Annotated in this window: 20 protein-coding genes; 12 read left to right on the top strand and 8 right to left on the bottom strand. The window is 38.8% G+C overall.

Features of this window, described 5'->3' with window-relative positions:
- Window positions 1-29: 29 nt before the first annotated feature.
- The 5 genes from CDW55_RS04470 to CDW55_RS04450 all read left to right on the top strand — a co-directional run bounded on the left by CDW55_RS04470 (window position 30) and on the right by CDW55_RS04450 (window position 4,989).
- Window positions 30-611, top strand: a complete 582-nt coding sequence (locus CDW55_RS04470; RefSeq protein ID WP_088468496.1) for an LUD domain-containing protein — start codon at window positions 30-32, stop codon at window positions 609-611.
- 58 nt (window positions 612-669) lie between these two features.
- Window positions 670-1,545 carry a phosphatidate cytidylyltransferase gene (locus CDW55_RS04465; RefSeq protein ID WP_088468495.1) on the top strand — a complete coding sequence of 292 codons (876 nt, stop codon included), beginning with the start codon at window positions 670-672 and terminating at the stop codon, window positions 1,543-1,545.
- Between the two features lie 4 nt (window positions 1,546-1,549).
- Window positions 1,550-2,203 (top strand): phosphatidylserine decarboxylase family protein, encoded by a 654-nt coding sequence (locus tag CDW55_RS04460; protein ID WP_088468494.1) that lies wholly within the window; start codon window positions 1,550-1,552, stop codon window positions 2,201-2,203.
- Window positions 2,204-2,293: 90 nt separating this feature from the next.
- Window positions 2,294-2,863, top strand: coding sequence for a hypothetical protein (locus CDW55_RS04455; protein WP_088468493.1), 570 nt, complete (start codon window positions 2,294-2,296; stop codon window positions 2,861-2,863).
- Window positions 2,860-4,989, top strand: a complete 2,130-nt coding sequence (locus CDW55_RS04450; RefSeq protein WP_228399606.1) for a cation:proton antiporter — start codon at window positions 2,860-2,862, stop codon at window positions 4,987-4,989. Before CDW55_RS04455 ends, CDW55_RS04450 begins: the two co-directional genes overlap by 4 nt.
- Window positions 4,990-5,061: 72 nt before the next feature.
- On the opposite strand, the gene CDW55_RS04445 is transcribed toward CDW55_RS04450, so the two are convergent.
- Window positions 5,062-5,385, bottom strand: coding sequence for a bacteriophage spanin2 family protein (locus CDW55_RS04445; protein WP_088468492.1), 324 nt, complete (start codon window positions 5,383-5,385; stop codon window positions 5,062-5,064).
- A 63-nt stretch (window positions 5,386-5,448) separates the two neighbouring features.
- The gene (locus CDW55_RS04440; protein ID WP_088468491.1) at window positions 5,449-6,660 is read right to left on the bottom strand and encodes an NAD(P)/FAD-dependent oxidoreductase; all 1,212 of its coding nucleotides are present in this window, start codon (window positions 6,658-6,660) and stop codon (window positions 5,449-5,451) included.
- 269 nt (window positions 6,661-6,929) lie between these two features.
- On the opposite strand from CDW55_RS04440, the gene CDW55_RS04435 reads away from it, so the two are divergent.
- Both CDW55_RS04435 and thiL read left to right on the top strand, forming a co-directional pair.
- Window positions 6,930-7,460, top strand: a complete 531-nt coding sequence (locus CDW55_RS04435; protein WP_088468490.1) for an acyl-CoA thioesterase — start codon at window positions 6,930-6,932, stop codon at window positions 7,458-7,460.
- Between the two features lie 29 nt (window positions 7,461-7,489).
- Complete coding sequence (thiL, locus tag CDW55_RS04430; protein WP_088468489.1) at window positions 7,490-8,542, top strand: thiamine-phosphate kinase; 1,053 nt, start codon at window positions 7,490-7,492, stop codon at window positions 8,540-8,542.
- 1 nt (window position 8,543) lies between these two features.
- On the opposite strand, the gene CDW55_RS04425 is transcribed toward thiL, so the two are convergent.
- From CDW55_RS04425 to rplU, 3 genes are all read right to left on the bottom strand, one after another.
- A complete protein-coding gene (locus CDW55_RS04425; protein ID WP_088468488.1) occupies window positions 8,544-9,389 on the bottom strand; it encodes a UDP-2,3-diacylglucosamine diphosphatase in 846 nt (281 codons plus the stop codon).
- Window positions 9,390-9,563: 174 nt separating this feature from the next.
- Window positions 9,564-9,821 carry a 50S ribosomal protein L27 gene (gene rpmA, locus CDW55_RS04420; protein ID WP_027376950.1) on the bottom strand — a complete coding sequence of 86 codons (258 nt, stop codon included), beginning with the start codon at window positions 9,819-9,821 and terminating at the stop codon, window positions 9,564-9,566.
- Between the two features lie 26 nt (window positions 9,822-9,847).
- Entirely contained in the window at window positions 9,848-10,276 is a 429-nt protein-coding gene (rplU, locus tag CDW55_RS04415) for a 50S ribosomal protein L21 (RefSeq protein WP_088468487.1), read from the bottom strand.
- A gap of 187 nt (window positions 10,277-10,463) precedes the next feature.
- Here rplU and CDW55_RS04410 point away from each other — a divergent pair, with 187 nt between their 5' ends.
- A complete protein-coding gene (locus CDW55_RS04410; RefSeq protein WP_088468486.1) occupies window positions 10,464-11,555 on the top strand; it encodes an acyltransferase family protein in 1,092 nt (363 codons plus the stop codon).
- A gap of 39 nt (window positions 11,556-11,594) precedes the next feature.
- Here CDW55_RS04410 and CDW55_RS04405 read toward each other — a convergent pair whose 3' ends face one another.
- Complete coding sequence (locus CDW55_RS04405; protein WP_088468485.1) at window positions 11,595-11,843, bottom strand: hypothetical protein; 249 nt, start codon at window positions 11,841-11,843, stop codon at window positions 11,595-11,597.
- Window positions 11,844-11,999: 156 nt separating this feature from the next.
- Here CDW55_RS04405 and CDW55_RS04400 point away from each other — a divergent pair, with 156 nt between their 5' ends.
- From CDW55_RS04400 to CDW55_RS04385, 4 genes are all read left to right on the top strand, one after another.
- Window positions 12,000-12,581: a tRNA-(ms[2]io[6]A)-hydroxylase gene (locus CDW55_RS04400; protein ID WP_088468484.1), complete on the top strand. Its 582-nt coding sequence runs from the start codon at window positions 12,000-12,002 to the stop codon at window positions 12,579-12,581.
- A 69-nt stretch (window positions 12,582-12,650) separates the two neighbouring features.
- The gene (locus CDW55_RS04395; protein ID WP_088468483.1) at window positions 12,651-13,271 is read left to right on the top strand and encodes a DUF502 domain-containing protein; all 621 of its coding nucleotides are present in this window, start codon (window positions 12,651-12,653) and stop codon (window positions 13,269-13,271) included.
- 100 nt (window positions 13,272-13,371) lie between these two features.
- Window positions 13,372-14,748 (top strand): tryptophanase, encoded by a 1,377-nt coding sequence (locus tag CDW55_RS04390; protein WP_088468482.1) that lies wholly within the window; start codon window positions 13,372-13,374, stop codon window positions 14,746-14,748.
- Between the two features lie 136 nt (window positions 14,749-14,884).
- Window positions 14,885-16,009 carry a hypothetical protein gene (locus CDW55_RS04385; RefSeq protein WP_088468481.1) on the top strand — a complete coding sequence of 375 codons (1,125 nt, stop codon included), beginning with the start codon at window positions 14,885-14,887 and terminating at the stop codon, window positions 16,007-16,009.
- A 188-nt stretch (window positions 16,010-16,197) separates the two neighbouring features.
- On the opposite strand, the gene CDW55_RS04380 is transcribed toward CDW55_RS04385, so the two are convergent.
- Together CDW55_RS04380 and CDW55_RS04375 are read right to left on the bottom strand one after the other, a co-directional pair.
- Window positions 16,198-16,971, bottom strand: coding sequence for an alpha/beta hydrolase family esterase (locus CDW55_RS04380; RefSeq protein ID WP_088468480.1), 774 nt, complete (start codon window positions 16,969-16,971; stop codon window positions 16,198-16,200).
- A 66-nt stretch (window positions 16,972-17,037) separates the two neighbouring features.
- Window positions 17,038-17,367, bottom strand: a complete 330-nt coding sequence (locus CDW55_RS04375) for a metal-sulfur cluster assembly factor (RefSeq protein WP_228399605.1) — start codon at window positions 17,365-17,367, stop codon at window positions 17,038-17,040.
- Between the last annotated feature and the right edge of the window lie 2 nt (window positions 17,368-17,369).

Here is a 17,369-nt window from a genome sequence, read left to right as displayed (position 1 = left end):
GTTTAAATATTTACATTAACTAATAGAACTTGAGCCTCTTCAAAAAAATTGTCGGAAAAATACTGAATCAGCCTGAGGATGATGAGAATCAGGATTTGGTAAAACTTGGTGATCAGTTGAAAAACGCTGATCTCGATTACAAGTTTGCGCAACTTTTTACGCATTCCGGAGGTTTTTTTAATTATTGTGGTGACGAGGCAGAAGCGCTTCAAACCCTTAATCATATACTGAAGATTGAAGATATAAAATCAGTGTTCTGCTGGGATCATGATCTTAAGAATTTTCTTGATGTGGTAAAGGTTCCCTACACCACAGAGCTCGAACTTTTTAATGACTGCGCATTTATCACCTGCGAATATTTAATTGCTTATGATGGCAGAATTATGCTTTCTCACAATAATATTCTGCATTATCATTCTTCCAGGCTTCCGCAAAAAATTATTATTATGGCCAATGTTTCGCAGATTGTTACCAATCTGAACGATGCAATGGCTAAAATAAAACGCAATGGAAATATCCGAAACTTAACTTCCATCAGCGGCGGAAATTCAAAATTAGATACCCCGAACAAAGACAATACAAAACTTTTCTTACTTTTGCTCGAAGATTAATTTCTTTGAGTTTTTTTAATTCAAAGTTTTCAACCTCTTAACTTATAATCATTCAATTTTGGATAAAAATCTAGTTCAACGCATTTTCGGAGGTGCTTTATATGGCTTGCTGGTCATTCTGTGCACAACACCCTGGGGTGCCAGCCTGATCAATAAAATTTCGCCGGGACTCATTCAGCCACACACGCTTTATTACGGTTTAATCACGATATTTCTTTTTCTGGGAGCCTGGGAATGCGTAAGAATGATGAAATTCAATCCTAAAAGCTGGGAAAAATGGGTGGTATTTCCCATCATCGTTTTTGTTTTTTACCGTTTTTCCAAAAGATACTTTCAACACGGATTTTATTACGATTTCAATTTATCCGAAATACTGGCACTTTCGCTTATCGTAATCGCTGTTTTTACTTTATTCCGTTTTTCAAAGGAATTATACTACGACAATGGAAAACTTATTTTCACCGTTATTTATACCGCACTGCCCTTTGGTTTCGCATTAGGACTACCAAAATTTTCTGTGGTAAACGAAACTTTCACTTTAGAGGTATTCTTTCTTTTCGCTCTGATCTGGAGCAGTGACAGTTTTGCATTTTTCACCGGTAAATTTTTCGGTAAACATAAAATGGCCCCTAAAATTTCTCCCAAAAAAACCTGGGAAGGATTTGCCGGCGGTGTTCTGCTGACTTTGGTTGTCGCTTTTTTCATTGAAAGATTTCATCCCGATCTCCGTGGTAACTGGATTGTTGTAGGATTTTTGGTTTCTGTATTTGCACCGTTTGGTGATTTGGTAGAAAGCCAGCTGAAAAGAAATTTCGGGGTAAAAGATTCAGGAAATGTAATTCCCGGGCACGGCGGAATTCTGGATCGCTTAGACAGTTTTATTATCTGTGCGCCTGTTGTATATTTGTACTTTATTTTAGAAAAATTTATATAAATCCATGAAACTACATAAGGAATCAAAAGGAACCATTATTGTTGCAAGCATTGTATTTGCAGCCGCAGCATTTCTCTCGGTTTATTTTCTTCGGGAGTGGTCACTGTTGATTATTATTCCGCTTTTAATTATTTATGGTCTTGTATTCTGGTTCTTCAGAGTGCCAAACCGCGATATTCAGGATCATAAGGAAAATGTAATTGCACCGGTTGACGGTAAAGTGGTGATGATTAAAGAAGTGGATGAAGACGAATTTATTAAAGGGAAAGCTATTCAGGTTTCTATTTTCATGTCTCCGCTCAATGTACACATTTGCCGTTATCCCGTTTCAGGAAAGGTTATTTACAAAAAGTACCATCCGGGGAAATATTTGGTTGCCTGGCACGAAAAATCTTCCACCGAAAACGAAAGAACCACTGTAGCGGTAGAAAGTCTTACCAATCACAAAGTTGTTTTCCGTCAGATTGCAGGTTATGTTGCACGACGAATTGTATTTTACTGTAACGAAGGTGATAACGCAAAAGCCGGCCACGAATTCGGATTTATTAAATTCGGTTCCAGGATGGATGTATTTTTACCTCTCGATACAGAAATCATCTGTAAAATTGGCGATAAAACCAAAGGCGGAATTGATGTGATTGCAAAAATGAAAGCCTAATTTTGCAGCGCTTCACAAAAAAAAATTAGAGTCAGGATTTTTCAGTCTTGGCTTTTTTTGTTATTTTTAAAAACACCAAAATATTTACTCATGAGGATTCTGTCGATTATCTGTTTTATTTTACTGCTGCCTTTCACTTCTTGCACCGACACTGAAAAAGAGAAAAAACTGGAAGAAAGAGAAAACAGCCTTATCCAGAAAGAAAAAGAATTTGCTGCTAAAGAAGATGAATACCGGAATCTACTCGCAATGCGCGACAGCATCATCACTCAGGCAGATTCTGTAGTGGTGAATACATTACCCGCAAATATCCTTGGAAAATGGAACGGCAAAATGGTTTGTACCGAATCGAACTGCCCGGAACATGCAATTGGTGACCAAAGAACCGATATTTGGGAATTTTCTGAAAACGGAAAAACCGTTCTGGCAAAAGTTACCGACCGATCCGGCAATCTGAAAGTTTACAGCGGAAATTACAGCAATTCGGAACTTAATCTTCAATCAAAAGAAGATTCAACTTCTACCCGAAAGACAGAAATTAATCTGATCTGGAATAATCTTCAGGCAAACAGCCTAAAAGGTATCCGCAAGGTAAGCGCAAATAATAACTGTGTCGCGAAATTTACCCTAGAGTTAGAAAAATCAAAAACCAAATTATGATTACCATTCTAAGTGTCGCCAATTTTTCTTTGCCACTGGAAGATCCGGTTCTGAAGTTTTTGGTCGTTTTGATCATCATTCTTTTTGCACCGATTCTGCTGAACAAAATTAAAGTTCCGCATCTGCTTGGGCTCATCATTGCCGGTGCTGTAGTAGGGCCAAACGGTTTTAATATTCTCTCCCGGGACAGCAGTATTGTAGTTACAGGAACAACCGGGCTGCTTTATATTATGTTTTTGGCAGGTCTCGAAATTGATCTTGCCGAATTCAAGAAAAACAAATGGAAAAGTGTAAGTTTTGGCTTTTATACCTTTGCCATTCCGTTTATCCTTGGGATCTTGTCTGCGCATTTTCTGTTTAATTTTTCATGGCTTACTTCTATTGTTTTTGCCAGTATATTTTCTTCGCACACGCTCATTTCCTATCCTATTGTCAGCAAACTCGGCATTGCGAAATCCCTTCCTGTGAATATCACCGTAGGTGGAACAATGATTACTGATATTCTGGCACTTTTGGTGTTGGCAGTCTGTGTAGGAATTACCCAGGGCGAAGTTGATGCCGCATTCTGGACCAAACTTTCGGTTTCGATGGTACTTTTCAGTGCTGTGGTCTTATTCGGTTTTCCGATTGTAGGCCGATGGTTTTTCAAAAAAGTAAATGATAGTATTTCCCAGTATATCTTTGTTCTGGTGATGATTTATCTGGCTGCACTTCTGGCAGAACTGGCTGGTGTAGAAGCTATTATCGGCGCATTTTTCGCAGGTTTGGCGCTAAACAGACTCATTCCTCATACTTCAGCATTAATGAATCGGGTAGAATTTGTAGGAAATGCTATTTTTATTCCTTTTTTCCTCATCAGTGTAGGTATGCTGATCGATTTCAAAATCTTTTTTAAAGACAGCAAAACCATTGAAATTGCTCTTTTAATGACCGTAATCGGAGTACTTTCGAAATACCTTGCAGCCGTTGCCACTCAAAAAACCTTCCGACTCACCAAAGAACAGGGCGGCGTAATTTTTGGCTTAAGTGCTGCGCATGCCGCCGCAACTCTGGCTATAGTAATGGTTGGATACAACATTATCATTGGGGAAACCGAAGAAGGCCAGCCGATCCGTCTTCTGGATGAAAGTGTGCTGAACGGGAGTATTCTTCTCATTTTAGTTTCCTGTACTGTTTCTTCTTTTGTCACCCAGAAAAATGCTCAAAAACTTGTAAAATCAGAGGATGAAAACCCAATTACAGATTCGAATCCGGATGCTGAAAACATCTTACTCGCTGTAAACCATCCGGTTACTGTAGAACCGATGACTAATCTTTCACTACTTCTTAAGTCAAAAAATAACAAAGAAAATATTTATGTTTTAAACATTATAAGTGAAGAAAAAAACGAATCCTCGAAAAAGAATGCTGAAAAACTTTTGCATCAGGCACAAAACATAGGCGCCGCAGCGGATGTAAAAATTACACCGCTTACAAGATATGATGTTGATGTAATTAAAGGTGTAAATAACGAAATTAAAGAATACGAAATTACGGATTTGATGATTGGGGTAGATCCCGACAAAGGTTTTTCCCAAAGTTTCGTACACAATCTGTACGGCGGATATCTGGATAATATCTCTGCAAACATGCTTGTTTATCACGCTTCGCAGCCCGTTTCTACCATTCAGAGGTATTTTGTTATACTTCCTGAAAAAGTACATCTGGAATCCGGATTTTTCCATTCTTTGCTGAAAGTTTGGAATATAGCGAGAAATTCCGGTACGAAAATAGAATTTTACGGGAATGAAAAAACCATCAAAGTCATCGAAAAAATTAGGAAAAAGGTAAATATTGAAGCTTCTTTCTACATTTTCAACGACTGGAATGAGATGAAAAGAATCTTCGGAAAAATGAAGGAAAATGACGCGCTGATTTTATTTATGGCGAACCGAGAAATGATTTCGTTCCTGCCGCAAATGCAGGATGTCCCTAAATATCTCAACGATCATTTTAGATACAGAAATTATTTGCTGATTTTCCCGTCCAGAAAAACAAAATCCGAATACGAAAAACAGGCCCGCGATATCGGCAATGCTGATGATTTTGTTGAAATTGGTAATATTGTGGGGAAAATTTTTAAATAATTGAGCTCATTAATAACAACAAAGACTCAGAACAATACTGAGTCTTTCCTATTTTTTATTTGTACTTTTTTATTAAATCGGAACAAATATTACGGCAGCAACTGCAGCCAATCCAACTACAATTGATGAAAAGACATCGAGTTTTCTGGCTTCGCGTACATCAGCTTTTGCGATAACAATATCTTCGCCGGTTTTTGTTTTTCCGTAGATCTGTGTATCATCCTGCTTCAGAACTTCCATTTTGGTTAGTTTACCGTCGTTCGTCTGGAAAGTATACTTCTGGTACAGTTCGAGTGAGTTCTTTTGCATCGGTTTCTGCTGACTTACAACTCTTGTTTGGCAAGAAGTTACGCTAAGGATGACAAGTAAAGTGAATATTGAAAAGTATTTCTTCATTTTTTAAAAGTTAAGCTGCCCAAAATTAATAAAATAAATGATTACAGAATCATTTCGGGCGGATTATTCCTTAGAATTCAAATCCTGGGCCATCAGCCAGGCTTCGCTCCAGCAGGCCTGAAAATTAAATCCGCCTGTAACAGCATCAATATTAAGCACTTCACCGGCAAGATAAAAATTACTGAGGATTTTAGAAGACATATTCTTAAAATCAACCTCTTTAAGTTCCACGCCGCCAGCAGTTACAAATTCGTCTTTATAAGTCGACTTTCCAGAAACTGACATTTCGTTTTCACACAGATTTTGGATGATATTCTGAATTTCTCTGGCAGTAATATTCGAAATATTTTTCTCTAAATTAACTTTTGAAATCCAAAGAATCCGGTGCCAAAATCGGGTGGTTATATTGTAAATTTTTGAATTTCCTATGGTTTTTTTAGGATTTTGGTTTCTGTAATTTTTAAAGGCTTCTTCAGCATCATCTTTATCCATGCCTAAAAAATTTACGCGAATATGAAACCGGTATTTCAGCGCAGCGAGTTCCCTTGCTTTCCAAGCAGAGATTTTCAGAATTGCCGGACCCGAAAGTCCCCAGTGGGTAATCAGCATCGGTCCTGATTCTTCCATTTTCAATTCTGGGATGGATACTTCAGCATTTGGAAAACTTGTGCCCATCAAATCCTTTAAAACTTCGTTTTTGATATTAAATGTAAAAAGAGATGGAACTGGTTCTACGATCTTATGACCCAAATTCTGAAGTATTTTCAGTGATTTGGGAGAGCTTCCTGTGGTATAAATAATATAGTCAGCAAGATATTCGCCGGAGTTTGTGATCACCAAATACTGTTCATTCTGTCGCTGAATATCTAAAACCACTATTTTTGTTTCGATTTTAAATTTCCTCCTCAGAACTTCATTTACCAACGTGTCCATAATGGTTTGAGACGAATTGGTTTCCGGAAAAATTCTGTTATCGCTTTCAATTTTCAGTGCAACATTTCTTTTCTCGAACCAATCCATGGTATCTCCCGGCTGAAATTTATGAAATACGCTGAGCAGTTCTTTATTGCCCCGCGGATAAAACCCTACGAGTTCTTTAGGATCAAAACATGCATGCGAAACATTGCATCTTCCGCCTCCGGAAATTTTCACTTTCTGCAGCACATCCGAATTTTGCTCCAAAATGGTAACACTTAATTTGTTAGCGTCCAGATTTGCGGCGCAGAAAAAACCTGCTGCACCGCCTCCGATAATGATAATTTTCTTTTTCTGCATCTTTTAATCTAAAACTTCCCTGAATTCAGTCCGCGGTGGAATGAAAATTTCTGGAGATGCAAAAATACAATTTTTCCAGCCCATGATTAATGCGTAATTTTGTGCCTTCATTCAACAGTCTATTTTGGAGACACCACTTCCGCAATAGGGATTGCAATGGAAATCCTTTTTTTGGCGGCCAAGCCGGAAAAAGATTGTAATGAAAAGCCCGACCCGAGCTGTGGGTAAAGCCTGGCGAGGGGATTGCCCAAAATATTAAACCTAAAAATATGTCAGTATATCATCATAAATTTGAAGTCCGCTGGAGCGACATTGATGCCAATAAACATCTTGCCAATTCTTCATACGTTCAGTATTGTGCGCAAACCCGAATGGCCTTTATGAACACCCATCAAATGGGACTTAAAGAACTTAGCCGATGGGGAATTGGTCCTGTAATTCTTCATGAAAGGTATTCCTTTTTTAAGGAAATTTATGCCGACCAAACCGTATATGTAAGTCTGGAAATTGCCGGAATGTCTGAAGATGCAAGCATTTACCAGTTTGTTCACAAATTTTATCTTCCGGATGGTACGCATTGTGCGACATCGGAAGCAACAGGAATCTGGATCGACATGATGCTGAGAAAAACCACTACTCCGCCGGAAGAAATTGTGGAAGTAATGAATGAATTCAGTACCGAAAACACTAAAATTTTAACAAGAGAAGACCTTAGAGCTTTGCCTTTCAAGCCTGAAAATGTGGAAGCGTTCCATAAAAGAGGAACCTTCACCTGGAAAAAAGGCAAAGAGGAAGACTAACCGCTATTTTAGCTGAAAAAATTAAAATTATGCTCGAAGATAAAAGTCCGCAACTTACCCCGATTTCTGCATACGGCGAATTTGGCCTTATCAAACACCTGACCGAAAACTTTAGTTTTGATAATGATTCTACAGAAGTTTCGATTGGTGATGACGCTGCTGTAATTAATCCCGGAAACCAGCGAGTAGTGGTTACTACCGATGTTTTGGCTGAAGGAGTTCATTTTAATTTAGGTTATGTGCCGCTGAAACATTTGGGCTATAAAGCGGTGGTTGTTAATCTGAGCGATATTGCAGCCATGAATGCTGTTCCCACACAGATTCTGGTTTCTCTCGCAATTTCGAACCGGTTTCCGGTAGAAGCGCTCGAAGAAATTTACGCCGGAATCGCGTTGGCCTGTAAACGTTATAAAGTTGATTTGGTTGGCGGCGACACTACAAGTTCCAATTCCGGTTTGGTGATGAGTATTACGGCGATCGGCTTAGAAAATTCAGAGAATATCGTAAAAAGAAATGGTGCAAAACCGAACGATCTGCTTGTCGTAACAGGAGATCTGGGCGGTGCGTATCTCGGTTTGCAGATTCTGGAACGCGAGCACGCCGTATTTCTTGCTAATCCGAATATGCAGCCTGAAATGGAAGGTTACGATTATATTCTGGAAAAACAGCTGAAACCGGAAGCGCGGACCGACATCAAAAAGACGTTGGAAGAACTTGGCGTGAAACCAACATCTATGATTGATGTTTCTGATGGCTTATCTTCGGAAATCCTTCATTTGTCGGATCAAAGTAAAGTGGGCTTCCGCCTGTACGAAGAAAAAATCCCAATGGATTCTCTCACGATTTCTACCGCTGAGGAACTGAATCTGAATCCTGCCATGTGCGCCATGAACGGTGGTGAAGATTACGAATTGCTGTTTACCGTAGCACCTGAAGACTTCGAAAAAATCAGGAATCATCCGGATTTCAGTATTATCGGTCATGCTGTGGAATTAGATCTAGGAAATTATTTGGTAGCAAGAGGCAGTAATGAATTGATTGCACTGAATGCGCAGGGATGGGACGCCTTTTTAAACAAATAAATCATATTTTCTGTCCAACAAATGCTGCAAAAACATTAGGATGAATTAGTTCTTCCAGGTTGACGGAAGTATCGCTGGTCACAATTTCAGGTTTGTCGAATTTGGTCTCATCAAAGAAAATGAGGCTCCATTCGCCGTTGTTGTATTCCAGATACGATAGATTTTCGATCCAGTCGCCGGAATTCAGGTAACGTACTTTTCCGTTTTCTTTGGTGATTAATCGGTCTGCAGGCTGGTGAATATGCCCGCAGATAACATAATCGTATTTGTTTTCGATGGCAATTTCGATGGCTTTTTCTTCAAAATCACCAATAAATTTCACTGCGTTTTTTACGGAATTTTTAATTCTTTTCGAAAGCGAGACTTTTTTCTTTCCCATACTTTCGAGGAGAAAGTTGATCGCGCGATTCACAAGAATCAGCCAGTCGTAACCGATTCCGCCGATTTTCGCAATAATTTTTGCACCGCCTTTTGTGGTGTGATCGAAAATATCGCCGTGGAAAAACCAATGTTTTTTTCCGTTGATTTCCAGAAGATATTTATCCGTCAGAAACAGATTTCCCATCGTTAAATCCGAATATTTCCTCAGGAATTCATCATGATTTCCGGTAATATAGATGATCTGGGTTTCGCTTTTCATCATCCGGAAAAACTCACTCAGCACGGCCATGTGCGAATTCGGAAAATATTTTTTCGAGAACGCCCATCCATCAATGATATCACCATTCAGAATAAGAAGTCTGGGTTTGATACTTTTCAGATACGCAACCAATTCTGTAGCGTGACAGCCGTAAGTTGCCAAATGAATGTCCGAAAGAACAACGATTTCAACTTCTCTCTTTTCCATATCTGTTTTTCCAAAAGTAAGATTTGAATATGAAATATGGATGAATTCAAAATTAAATTTCTCTGCTCAAAATTAAATGAACGGTTTAACGGGTTTATTTCAACAAAAAAATCCCCAGTCTTGCGGCTGAGGATTTAATTTTTATAGTCCGATGATGATCGGGACGCAGTAAAATTATGCGTTTGGTTCAATAGATACGAAAGATCTGTTGTTTTGTTTCTTTCTGAAAACTACTTTCCCGTCAACTAATGCGTGCAGTGTGTGGTCTTTACCCATTCCCACGTTTTCACCTGGGTGGTGTTGTGTACCTCTCTGTCTCACGATGATGTTTCCGGCAATAGCTTCCTGACCTCCGAAAATCTTCACGCCCAATCTTTTGGAATGCGATTCTCTACCGTTTTTGGAACTACCAACTCCTTTTTTGTGTGCCATTTTATTTTAAGGTTTTTGGGTTAAAATTATTCAGCAGTTTCGCTGTCTGCTTTTTTGGTTGTTTTTTTAGCTGCTGGTTTTTCTTCTTTCACTACAGCTTCTTTTTTAGCTTTTGGCTCAGCTTTTTTTTCTTTTTTACCGTTATCGAAACCTGTAATTCCAGTAATTACGATTTGGGTTAAAGACTGTCTGTGACCATTTTTCTTTTCGTAACCTTTTCTTCTTTTCTTCTTGAAGATGATTACTTTATCAGCTTTTACATGGTCTAAGATTTCAGCATCTACAGTGATACCGCTTACAGCCGGGGCGCCGATTGTTGTAGTACCGTTTACAGTAAGAAGAACTTTATCGAAAGAAACTTTCGCTCCTTTGTCTCCTTTTAAACGGTTTACAAACAACTTCTGGTCTTGCTCAACTTTGTATTGAAGCCCTGCTATTTCTACAATTGCAAACATTGTTTATAAATTTTGTTAGTTAATTCGAGGTGCAAAAGTAAGAAATATTTCTCACTTATCCACAATGATGTGATTTTTTTTGCTTAAAAACCTGAAAATTACATTTATAACTCCGGCGCATAAAAATTTTAGACCTGATCAAGTGATTTCGCTTAATTTAATTTAAATTTGATTTTTCCCGTTTACCATGAAAAGAGATCTCTACATTGATTTTGCCAAAGGTTTTGCCACGCTTTCCATTATTTTTATTCATACCGTATTTTGGTCCGGCCAGTTTTATGTTCCAACAGAAATTCGGGTTTTATCACTGCTCATCGATGTGCCGCTGTTTTATGCTTTAAGTGGTTTAACTTCCGGCGGAAATGTCGAAAAAACACTTTACCGGCTCCTCAAACTGCAGATCACCTTCATGATTTTTGTGACTTTTCTGTTCTTTCTTGATTACTTTTTCAAAGTTTTCGGACTGCATGTTTTCGGATTGGAATGGATGAAAGATTTCTACTCGACTTTCGGATCGAAATATGTTCCACACAATATTTCTGATGTTCCGCAATGGCAGAATCTCGGCAACTGGTATCTTCACCAATACACCAATGCAGATACATTTCCTGTAGTGATGGGAAGTTTCTGGTACCTGAAAGTGTATTTTATTTTAACTGTTTTCGGCGTGCTGATCCTCAGGTTTTTCCCGAAACATATCAACTGGTTTATCGGTTTATGTTTTGGACTGACACTCATCTTCAATCTTTTACCTCATTATTATCCTACAGGTCAAGTGGGTTACGTCGCTCTATATTTAGGTATTTTTCTTGCAGCCCACCAACTGAAAGGGAAAAAAATTCCCACCCAGTGGATTCCGTTTCTATATGGAATCTTGATTCTTATTTTAATTATTCTGTTCTGGAATTCAGGTAAAGAAATTTTCATGAAAATGAATAAAGCGAAATTCCCGCCGAAACTGCTTTACATTTTCTGGTCAGGGTTTTCACTTGTTACCCTTTTCGTGCTCTACAACCGGCTGAAAATCACAAAGGAAAGCATCATTACTTTTATCGGAAAAAATGCCATTTTCTTTTACTTTGCACAGGGCATGAGTTCTTCGTTGGTGTACTTTCTGGTGGTTCCGCTGCAGGATTCGATGCCGTGGTGGGTACTGATGATTTTAATTTACCTCATCAATATTGTTTTAGCGTTTGTAATCGCTGTCGGTCTGAAGAAAATTGATGCTTTCGGATGGAACTTCCTCGAATTTCTGCGTAAAAAAACCGCTTCAAATTAATATTGAAACGGTTTTTTATAATACGAAGTGAACAAGTGATTAGTCCCTTTTGCCTCCACCTCTTGCTGCTAAAGCAATAATGATGATGAGAACGAGCGCACCAATTACCCAGTAAAGTGGGTTCGTGAACCACTCTTCTGTAGTACTGGTGGTTTTAGTAGTAGTTACATCAACATTCAGATCCGGAGATTTGGTTGCATCCTGAGCAAATGCCATTACACTGAAGAAAAATGTAAGAATCATGATTCCCAATTTTTCTAACTTACTGGTTAATACCTGTGTGTTCATAATTTAAAATTTTTAATGTTGTAAATGCAACGTTCAAGATTTATGCCATAATTTGCTTTTTTGTTTCTTTTAGTATAAAAATCCTTCGGTTACATTGAAGATTCCATAGATTTCCACTGAAAAAATTATTGAGTAATTTTACCCAAACTTTTTAGCATGTTTAAACTGAAACTCCTTACCGATCCAAGATGGGCAAATATCGCCGAAAGTAATCTGGAAGAAATCCTTACCGACCATGCTTGGTGCGAGCAGAAAGCGACTACCAATGCAATAACTTTGATCACCATGTTGCCGGAATATCCCGATATCATCACCGAACTGATTCTCATCGCTCAGGAAGAGCTGGAGCATTTTCAGATGGTTCATGAAATCATCAAAAAACGCGGTTACGAATTCGGCAGGGAAAGAAAAGACGATTACGTGGGCGAACTCATTAAATTTATCCGACACGGAGGCACACGCGATGAAAGAATTATCGACCGAATGCTTTTTGCAGCAATGATCGAAGCCCGAAGCTGCGAACGCTTCAAAGTTCTTACGGAAAACATTAAAGACGAAGAACTGAAGGTTTTCTACAAAGAACTAATGATTTCTGAAGCCAACCATTACACCACCTTTATTAAATTTGCCCGCCAACTGGGTGATCCCGAAAAAGTAAATACACGCTGGGAAGAGTGGCTGGATTACGAAGCAGAAATCATTAAATCTTACGGCAAAAAAGAAACAATTCACGGCTAGTATTTTTTAACCACGGTTTTCGGATTTTTAGTATTTTTACTGCTAGTAACAACAAGTCTGAAAACATCAATGGACCGCACGCGCTTCGAACAACTTCTAAATACCTTGGTAAAATCTTTTTTCCAAGGTTTATTAATTATCGGGCCGTTTGCAGCAACGATATGGATTATCTGGTACATCGTTTCTAGCATCGATAATATGATTCCTGCGATTTCCGAAAAACTCTATCCAGGTATTACATTTATCACGGTTCTTGGTACCACCACCCTTATCGGATATCTCGGCAACAAATTTATCATCGGGCGCGTTGTGGTCGACAGTTTTGATTATTTACTGGAGCACACTCCGGGAATTAAATTCATTTACAGCTCCTTGAAAGATGTAATGACTTCCTTCGTGGGCGATAAAAAGAAATTCAACCAACCCGTCCTCATCAAAACCACTGAAAACCCTGCGATTTGGCGAATCGGATTCCTTACACAACGCGACCTGTCCTCTGTGGGATTTCCAGGCTATGTTTCGGTTTACCTTCCCCATTCTTACGCAGTTTCGGGTTGGGTAGTTTTTGTAGAAGCAAGCAATATTCAAATATTAAACAATGTAAGTGCTGCCCAAGCCATGAAATTTGCGGTAAGTGGTGGTGTTGCAGGTTTCCATTCGGATGACAATGTTTTTAAGGCTCCGGAATGAAATAATTAACAATTAATAATGAACAAAGAAGCGGGAGTTACCCAATTTTGTTCAAAAATCTCAATTTCCAATTATTAATTTTTTTAATTATTCATTATTTATGAAACTTCCTTACGCAGAACCTTATCGAATTAAAATGGTGGAAGAAATCCGCCGATCTACAAAAGAAGAACGTGAACTCTGGCTGAAAAACGCCGACTATAATTTATTCAATTTAAAATCTTCGCAAGTTTATATTGATCTTTTAACCGATTCCGGAACTGGTGCGATGAGCGACCAACAATGGGCTGCTCTGATGACGGGAGATGAAAGCTACGCCGGATCCCGCAGTTTTGAAGATCTGCACAACACGGTAAAAAATATCACCGGCTACCAATATCTGCTGCCCACTCACCAAGGAAGAGCCGCAGAAAATGTGCTGTTTTCGGTTTTGGTGAAAGAAGGAGATGTTGTGCCGGGAAATTCTCATTTCGACACCACCAAAGGACATATTGAATTTAGGAAAGCTCACGCCATCGACTGTACTGTGGATGAAGCTTTCGATATTGAAAACCTTTTCCCTTTCAAAGGAAACATCGATTTAGAAAAACTGGAAAATGTTTATAAAACCTATCCTAGAGAAAAAATACCGTTCTGTTTAATTACAATTACGTGTAATTCCTCCGGCGGACAACCTGTTTCACTGGAAAACATGAAAGCGGTGAAAGAACTTTCAGACCGTTATGGAATTCCTATTTATTTCGATTCTGCCCGTTTTGCAGAGAATGCTTACTTCATCAAAAGAAGAGAAGCCGGTCAGGAAAACCGCACCATCAAAGAAATTTGCAAAGAAGTTTTTTCTTATGGAGTTGGGATGACCATGAGTTCCAAGAAAGACGGCCTTGTCAACATCGGTGGATTTATCGCGTTGAATGACGAAGCTATTTTCCGAGCCGCTTCCAACATGACTATTATTTACGAAGGTTTCATTACCTACGGTGGAATGGCAGGACGAGATATGGCTGCTTTAGCGGTGGGTTTAAATGAAGCTACAGAATTTGAATATTTAGAAAGTCGAATTTCACAGGTTGAATATCTTGGAAATAAACTAATAGAATTCGGAATCCCAATTCAGAAGCCTATTGGTGGACATGCGGTGTTTATCGATTCATTGAAATTTTTACCAAATATTCCGCGTGAAGAATATCCTGCCCAAACTTTGGCGAACGAAATTTACAAAGAAGCCGGCATCCGCACCGTGGAAATCGGAACTTTACTTGCAGACCGCGACCCCGAAACTCGTGAAAACCGTTACCCAAAACTCGAACTCGTAAGGCTTGCAATTCCGCGCAGAACGTACACCAATAATCACATGGATTACATCGCTGTCGCCATTAAAAACGTTTACGACCGACGCGACGAAATAGAAAAAGGATACAACATTACGTGGGAATCTGATATTTTGAGACACTTTACGGTGAAGCTGGAAGAGGCTTAAAATAATGAAATCCGTTCGGCATTGCTGAGCGGATTTTTACCATTATTTTTCCTAATTTGTAAACCAATTTCTGTTTTGGATTTAATACGATCTCGGCACAGATTTTTAACAATGATCGCTAAAAAATTTCAGTGAAATGAGTTCCAATTTATACATGTTCAATATGCAGAGAGTGCTTTTCATTGCAGCTGCTTTGCATGAAAAAGGTTATGGAAAACTGAAAATAATTCCATCTTTGTCGCCGTCAGGTCTTTCCTGGAGATGCAGCTTTTTCTCGGAAACAGATAGAGAAGTAATTGTCTCAAAGTGGATCCAGCACAAATTTGATATTTCTTTAAATAGAATTGAGCCCAGTATAAGTCAACTAGCTGACCTGTTTATCGAGGAGCATGAAGGTTTTCTCAAACAATGTATCGGAAACAATAAAGAATATATTGATTGGTTTAAAGGTATTCTTGAAATCTTGGATGAAGAAGAGCTACCCTACGCTTTTTCAGATTACTTTGGCCCAACAGTTTACTGGTTAACCTCGTTAGGGAAAAAGCTTTATTTAAGCCATAGTGAAGCTGAAAGAATGGAAATTGATTCACAGGAAGTTTTCGATTACCGTAAAATGGAACAAATAATCAAATCATTTTATCAGAAAAAGGGCTATGGTACAAATTTTAAAAATGACCTGCTTTATCTCCAAACCTCTTTTGATAAAATAAAAAATATTTGGTTGAAAAATCTTGATGAGATAGACAAGATAAATTATATTATGATTGCTGAAGCACCGCTCTGGGGCAACAAAAGCAATTACATTTATAATCCTGCAACAAATTTTTCACAATTTTTCTTTAAAAGCGACCTGGAAGATGTACTGCGCATCTCTATAGACGATAAACAGGACTTTATCAATAGGTGTAATAAAATAGGTTTATTGATTATTGATATATCACCTTTTGCTTTGAACGAGACAGATACCTGCTTAAGCTATAGAACGCTTGGAAAAACGGATTACAAAAAATTGATCGAATCTACGGTGCGATTTTATTTTGAGAAAAAAATTGAAATAATGAAGTCTAAATTATCTCCTGAACCAAAAGTGTTTTTTAGATACAAACGTGTTAAAGACAGTTTTGAAACCATCATTGGAAAAACACTTATAGAACACAATGTTATAAACTCTCTGGAAGAAATTGGAGATATATCGCATGTTGGAGGCGGCATCAACAAGTCAAAACTTAAAGAAATTATCTCAAATCATTATTACATTTGAATTTTTATGAGGTCGTCTTATCCAAAAAAATAAAAAGTGTAGCACCATCTGATAATTTAAAATCCCCGTGAGCAAAGTCGAGAGCGTTTGCGACTCACTTTTAAATCATACTTCTAAAACAAAATTTTCACTATAATGAAACAAAAGTTCCATAAAGGTGAAACAAAAGTTTCAGCGGTATGTAACTGCTACTTCTTACTGTTCCTCCTAAAAAATTCTATTATTTCGGGGATAGATTCATGAGGGAATTCATGTCCGGCATTGCGTTCTTCGACCACGAGTTCGGTATGATTGGTTCCGGTGTAAATGGTTTTATCGCCTTTTACCAAGGCGGTTTTGGGATCTGTTTTCAGATTATCTGCGACGATAGGAATAGATCGTTTCTGCATCGTGTACGGAACCAGCGGATCGTTTTTTCCCATACTCATCCAAACCGAAAGCGGTTTGGCTCCTTTGATCATCCTGCCGCCCTGCGCCGCAACGGAACAGATGGCCGCAATTTTATCCGCTCTTTCTATCCACAGTACATTCACGAATCTCGCACCGTTGGAATGTCCTACGACATAAATTCTCGAAGCATCGATGGTGTAATTTTTAGTCAGATCTTTTAAAACCTCATCGAAGAATAATACATCGCGGTTGCCGTGATCGTTCGGGAACATTTGCCACCCGTTCAGAAGGCCTTTTTTATCCACCACATAGCCCGAAATTCCGGGGATGCCTTCCATAAAAACAACCAACGCTTCCTTATCGTAATTCTGGAAATCGATTTTATTTGATGCAAACTGCGCGTTGCCGCCATGTCCGTGAAACACAAAGATTACGGGAGATTTTGCCGTCTTTACCGATGGTTCAAAAAGAATTGCTTTCCGCGGAATTCCGCCGACCGTAAAAGTTCTGGCGATCTGGGAAAACAAAAAGCTGAATGCAAAAACAGACAGCAGCAAAAGGATTTTTTTCATGGTGGAATTTCAACTTTGATACAGGTTGATAAAAGTAGTTAAAAGCCGAAACATTGTATTCATTTTCTACCTGTTCTGCAGCTGCATCATGCCTTCCTGCGAAACGCAGTCGTAATTCCAGGCGGGGCTGAAGGTGAGTTCAATTTCTACCTCGATGCCGGGGAATTCGGTTTCCAGTGCGTTCTGTACCCCGGTTTTAATGGCGTCGCCCATGGGACAAAACTGCGAGGTAAGCGTCATCACGATATGAACTTTGTTTTCTTCGGGGAAATTAATTTCATAAACCAGGCCCAGATCCATGATGTTCACCATCAGTTCGGGGTCTATCACTTCGTACAGCGCCATTTCGGCACGGCTCTGCATATCGTAGGTTTTATCGTTTTCGTTGAATATCATGT

Source organism: Chryseobacterium sp. VAUSW3 (assembly GCF_002205795.1).
Lineage (GTDB): Bacteria > Bacteroidota > Bacteroidia > Flavobacteriales > Weeksellaceae > Kaistella > Kaistella yananensis.
Note: the sequence above shows the minus strand (reverse complement) of the source record. Positions and strands in the feature narration are given on the sequence as shown.

Bases quoted from the DNA above. Each gene is read 5' to 3' on its own strand.
- CDW55_RS04460 (WP_088468494.1), top strand. From the start codon at position 1,550: ATGAAACTACATAAGGAATCAAAAGGAACCATTATTGTTGCAAGCATT.
- CDW55_RS04455 (WP_088468493.1), top strand. From the start codon at position 2,294: ATGAGGATTCTGTCGATTATCTGTTTTATTTTACTGCTGCCTTTCACT.
- CDW55_RS04450 (WP_228399606.1), top strand. From the start codon at position 2,860: ATGATTACCATTCTAAGTGTCGCCAATTTTTCTTTGCCACTGGAAGAT.
- CDW55_RS04445 (WP_088468492.1), bottom strand. From the start codon at position 5,385: ATGAAGAAATACTTTTCAATATTCACTTTACTTGTCATCCTTAGCGTA.
- CDW55_RS04440 (WP_088468491.1), bottom strand. From the start codon at position 6,660: ATGCAGAAAAAGAAAATTATCATTATCGGAGGCGGTGCAGCAGGTTTT.
- CDW55_RS04435 (WP_088468490.1), top strand. From the start codon at position 6,930: ATGTCAGTATATCATCATAAATTTGAAGTCCGCTGGAGCGACATTGAT.
- thiL (WP_088468489.1), top strand. From the start codon at position 7,490: ATGCTCGAAGATAAAAGTCCGCAACTTACCCCGATTTCTGCATACGGC.
- CDW55_RS04425 (WP_088468488.1), bottom strand. From the start codon at position 9,389: ATGGAAAAGAGAGAAGTTGAAATCGTTGTTCTTTCGGACATTCATTTG.
- rpmA (WP_027376950.1), bottom strand. From the start codon at position 9,821: ATGGCACACAAAAAAGGAGTTGGTAGTTCCAAAAACGGTAGAGAATCG.
- rplU (WP_088468487.1), bottom strand. From the start codon at position 10,276: ATGTTTGCAATTGTAGAAATAGCAGGGCTTCAATACAAAGTTGAGCAA.
- CDW55_RS04410 (WP_088468486.1), top strand. From the start codon at position 10,464: ATGAAAAGAGATCTCTACATTGATTTTGCCAAAGGTTTTGCCACGCTT.
- CDW55_RS04405 (WP_088468485.1), bottom strand. From the start codon at position 11,843: ATGAACACACAGGTATTAACCAGTAAGTTAGAAAAATTGGGAATCATG.
- CDW55_RS04400 (WP_088468484.1), top strand. From the start codon at position 12,000: ATGTTTAAACTGAAACTCCTTACCGATCCAAGATGGGCAAATATCGCC.
- CDW55_RS04395 (WP_088468483.1), top strand. From the start codon at position 12,651: ATGGACCGCACGCGCTTCGAACAACTTCTAAATACCTTGGTAAAATCT.
- CDW55_RS04390 (WP_088468482.1), top strand. From the start codon at position 13,372: ATGAAACTTCCTTACGCAGAACCTTATCGAATTAAAATGGTGGAAGAA.
- CDW55_RS04385 (WP_088468481.1), top strand. From the start codon at position 14,885: ATGAGTTCCAATTTATACATGTTCAATATGCAGAGAGTGCTTTTCATT.
- CDW55_RS04380 (WP_088468480.1), bottom strand. From the start codon at position 16,971: ATGAAAAAAATCCTTTTGCTGCTGTCTGTTTTTGCATTCAGCTTTTTG.
- CDW55_RS04375 (WP_228399605.1), bottom strand. From the start codon at position 17,367: ATGATATTCAACGAAAACGATAAAACCTACGATATGCAGAGCCGTGCC.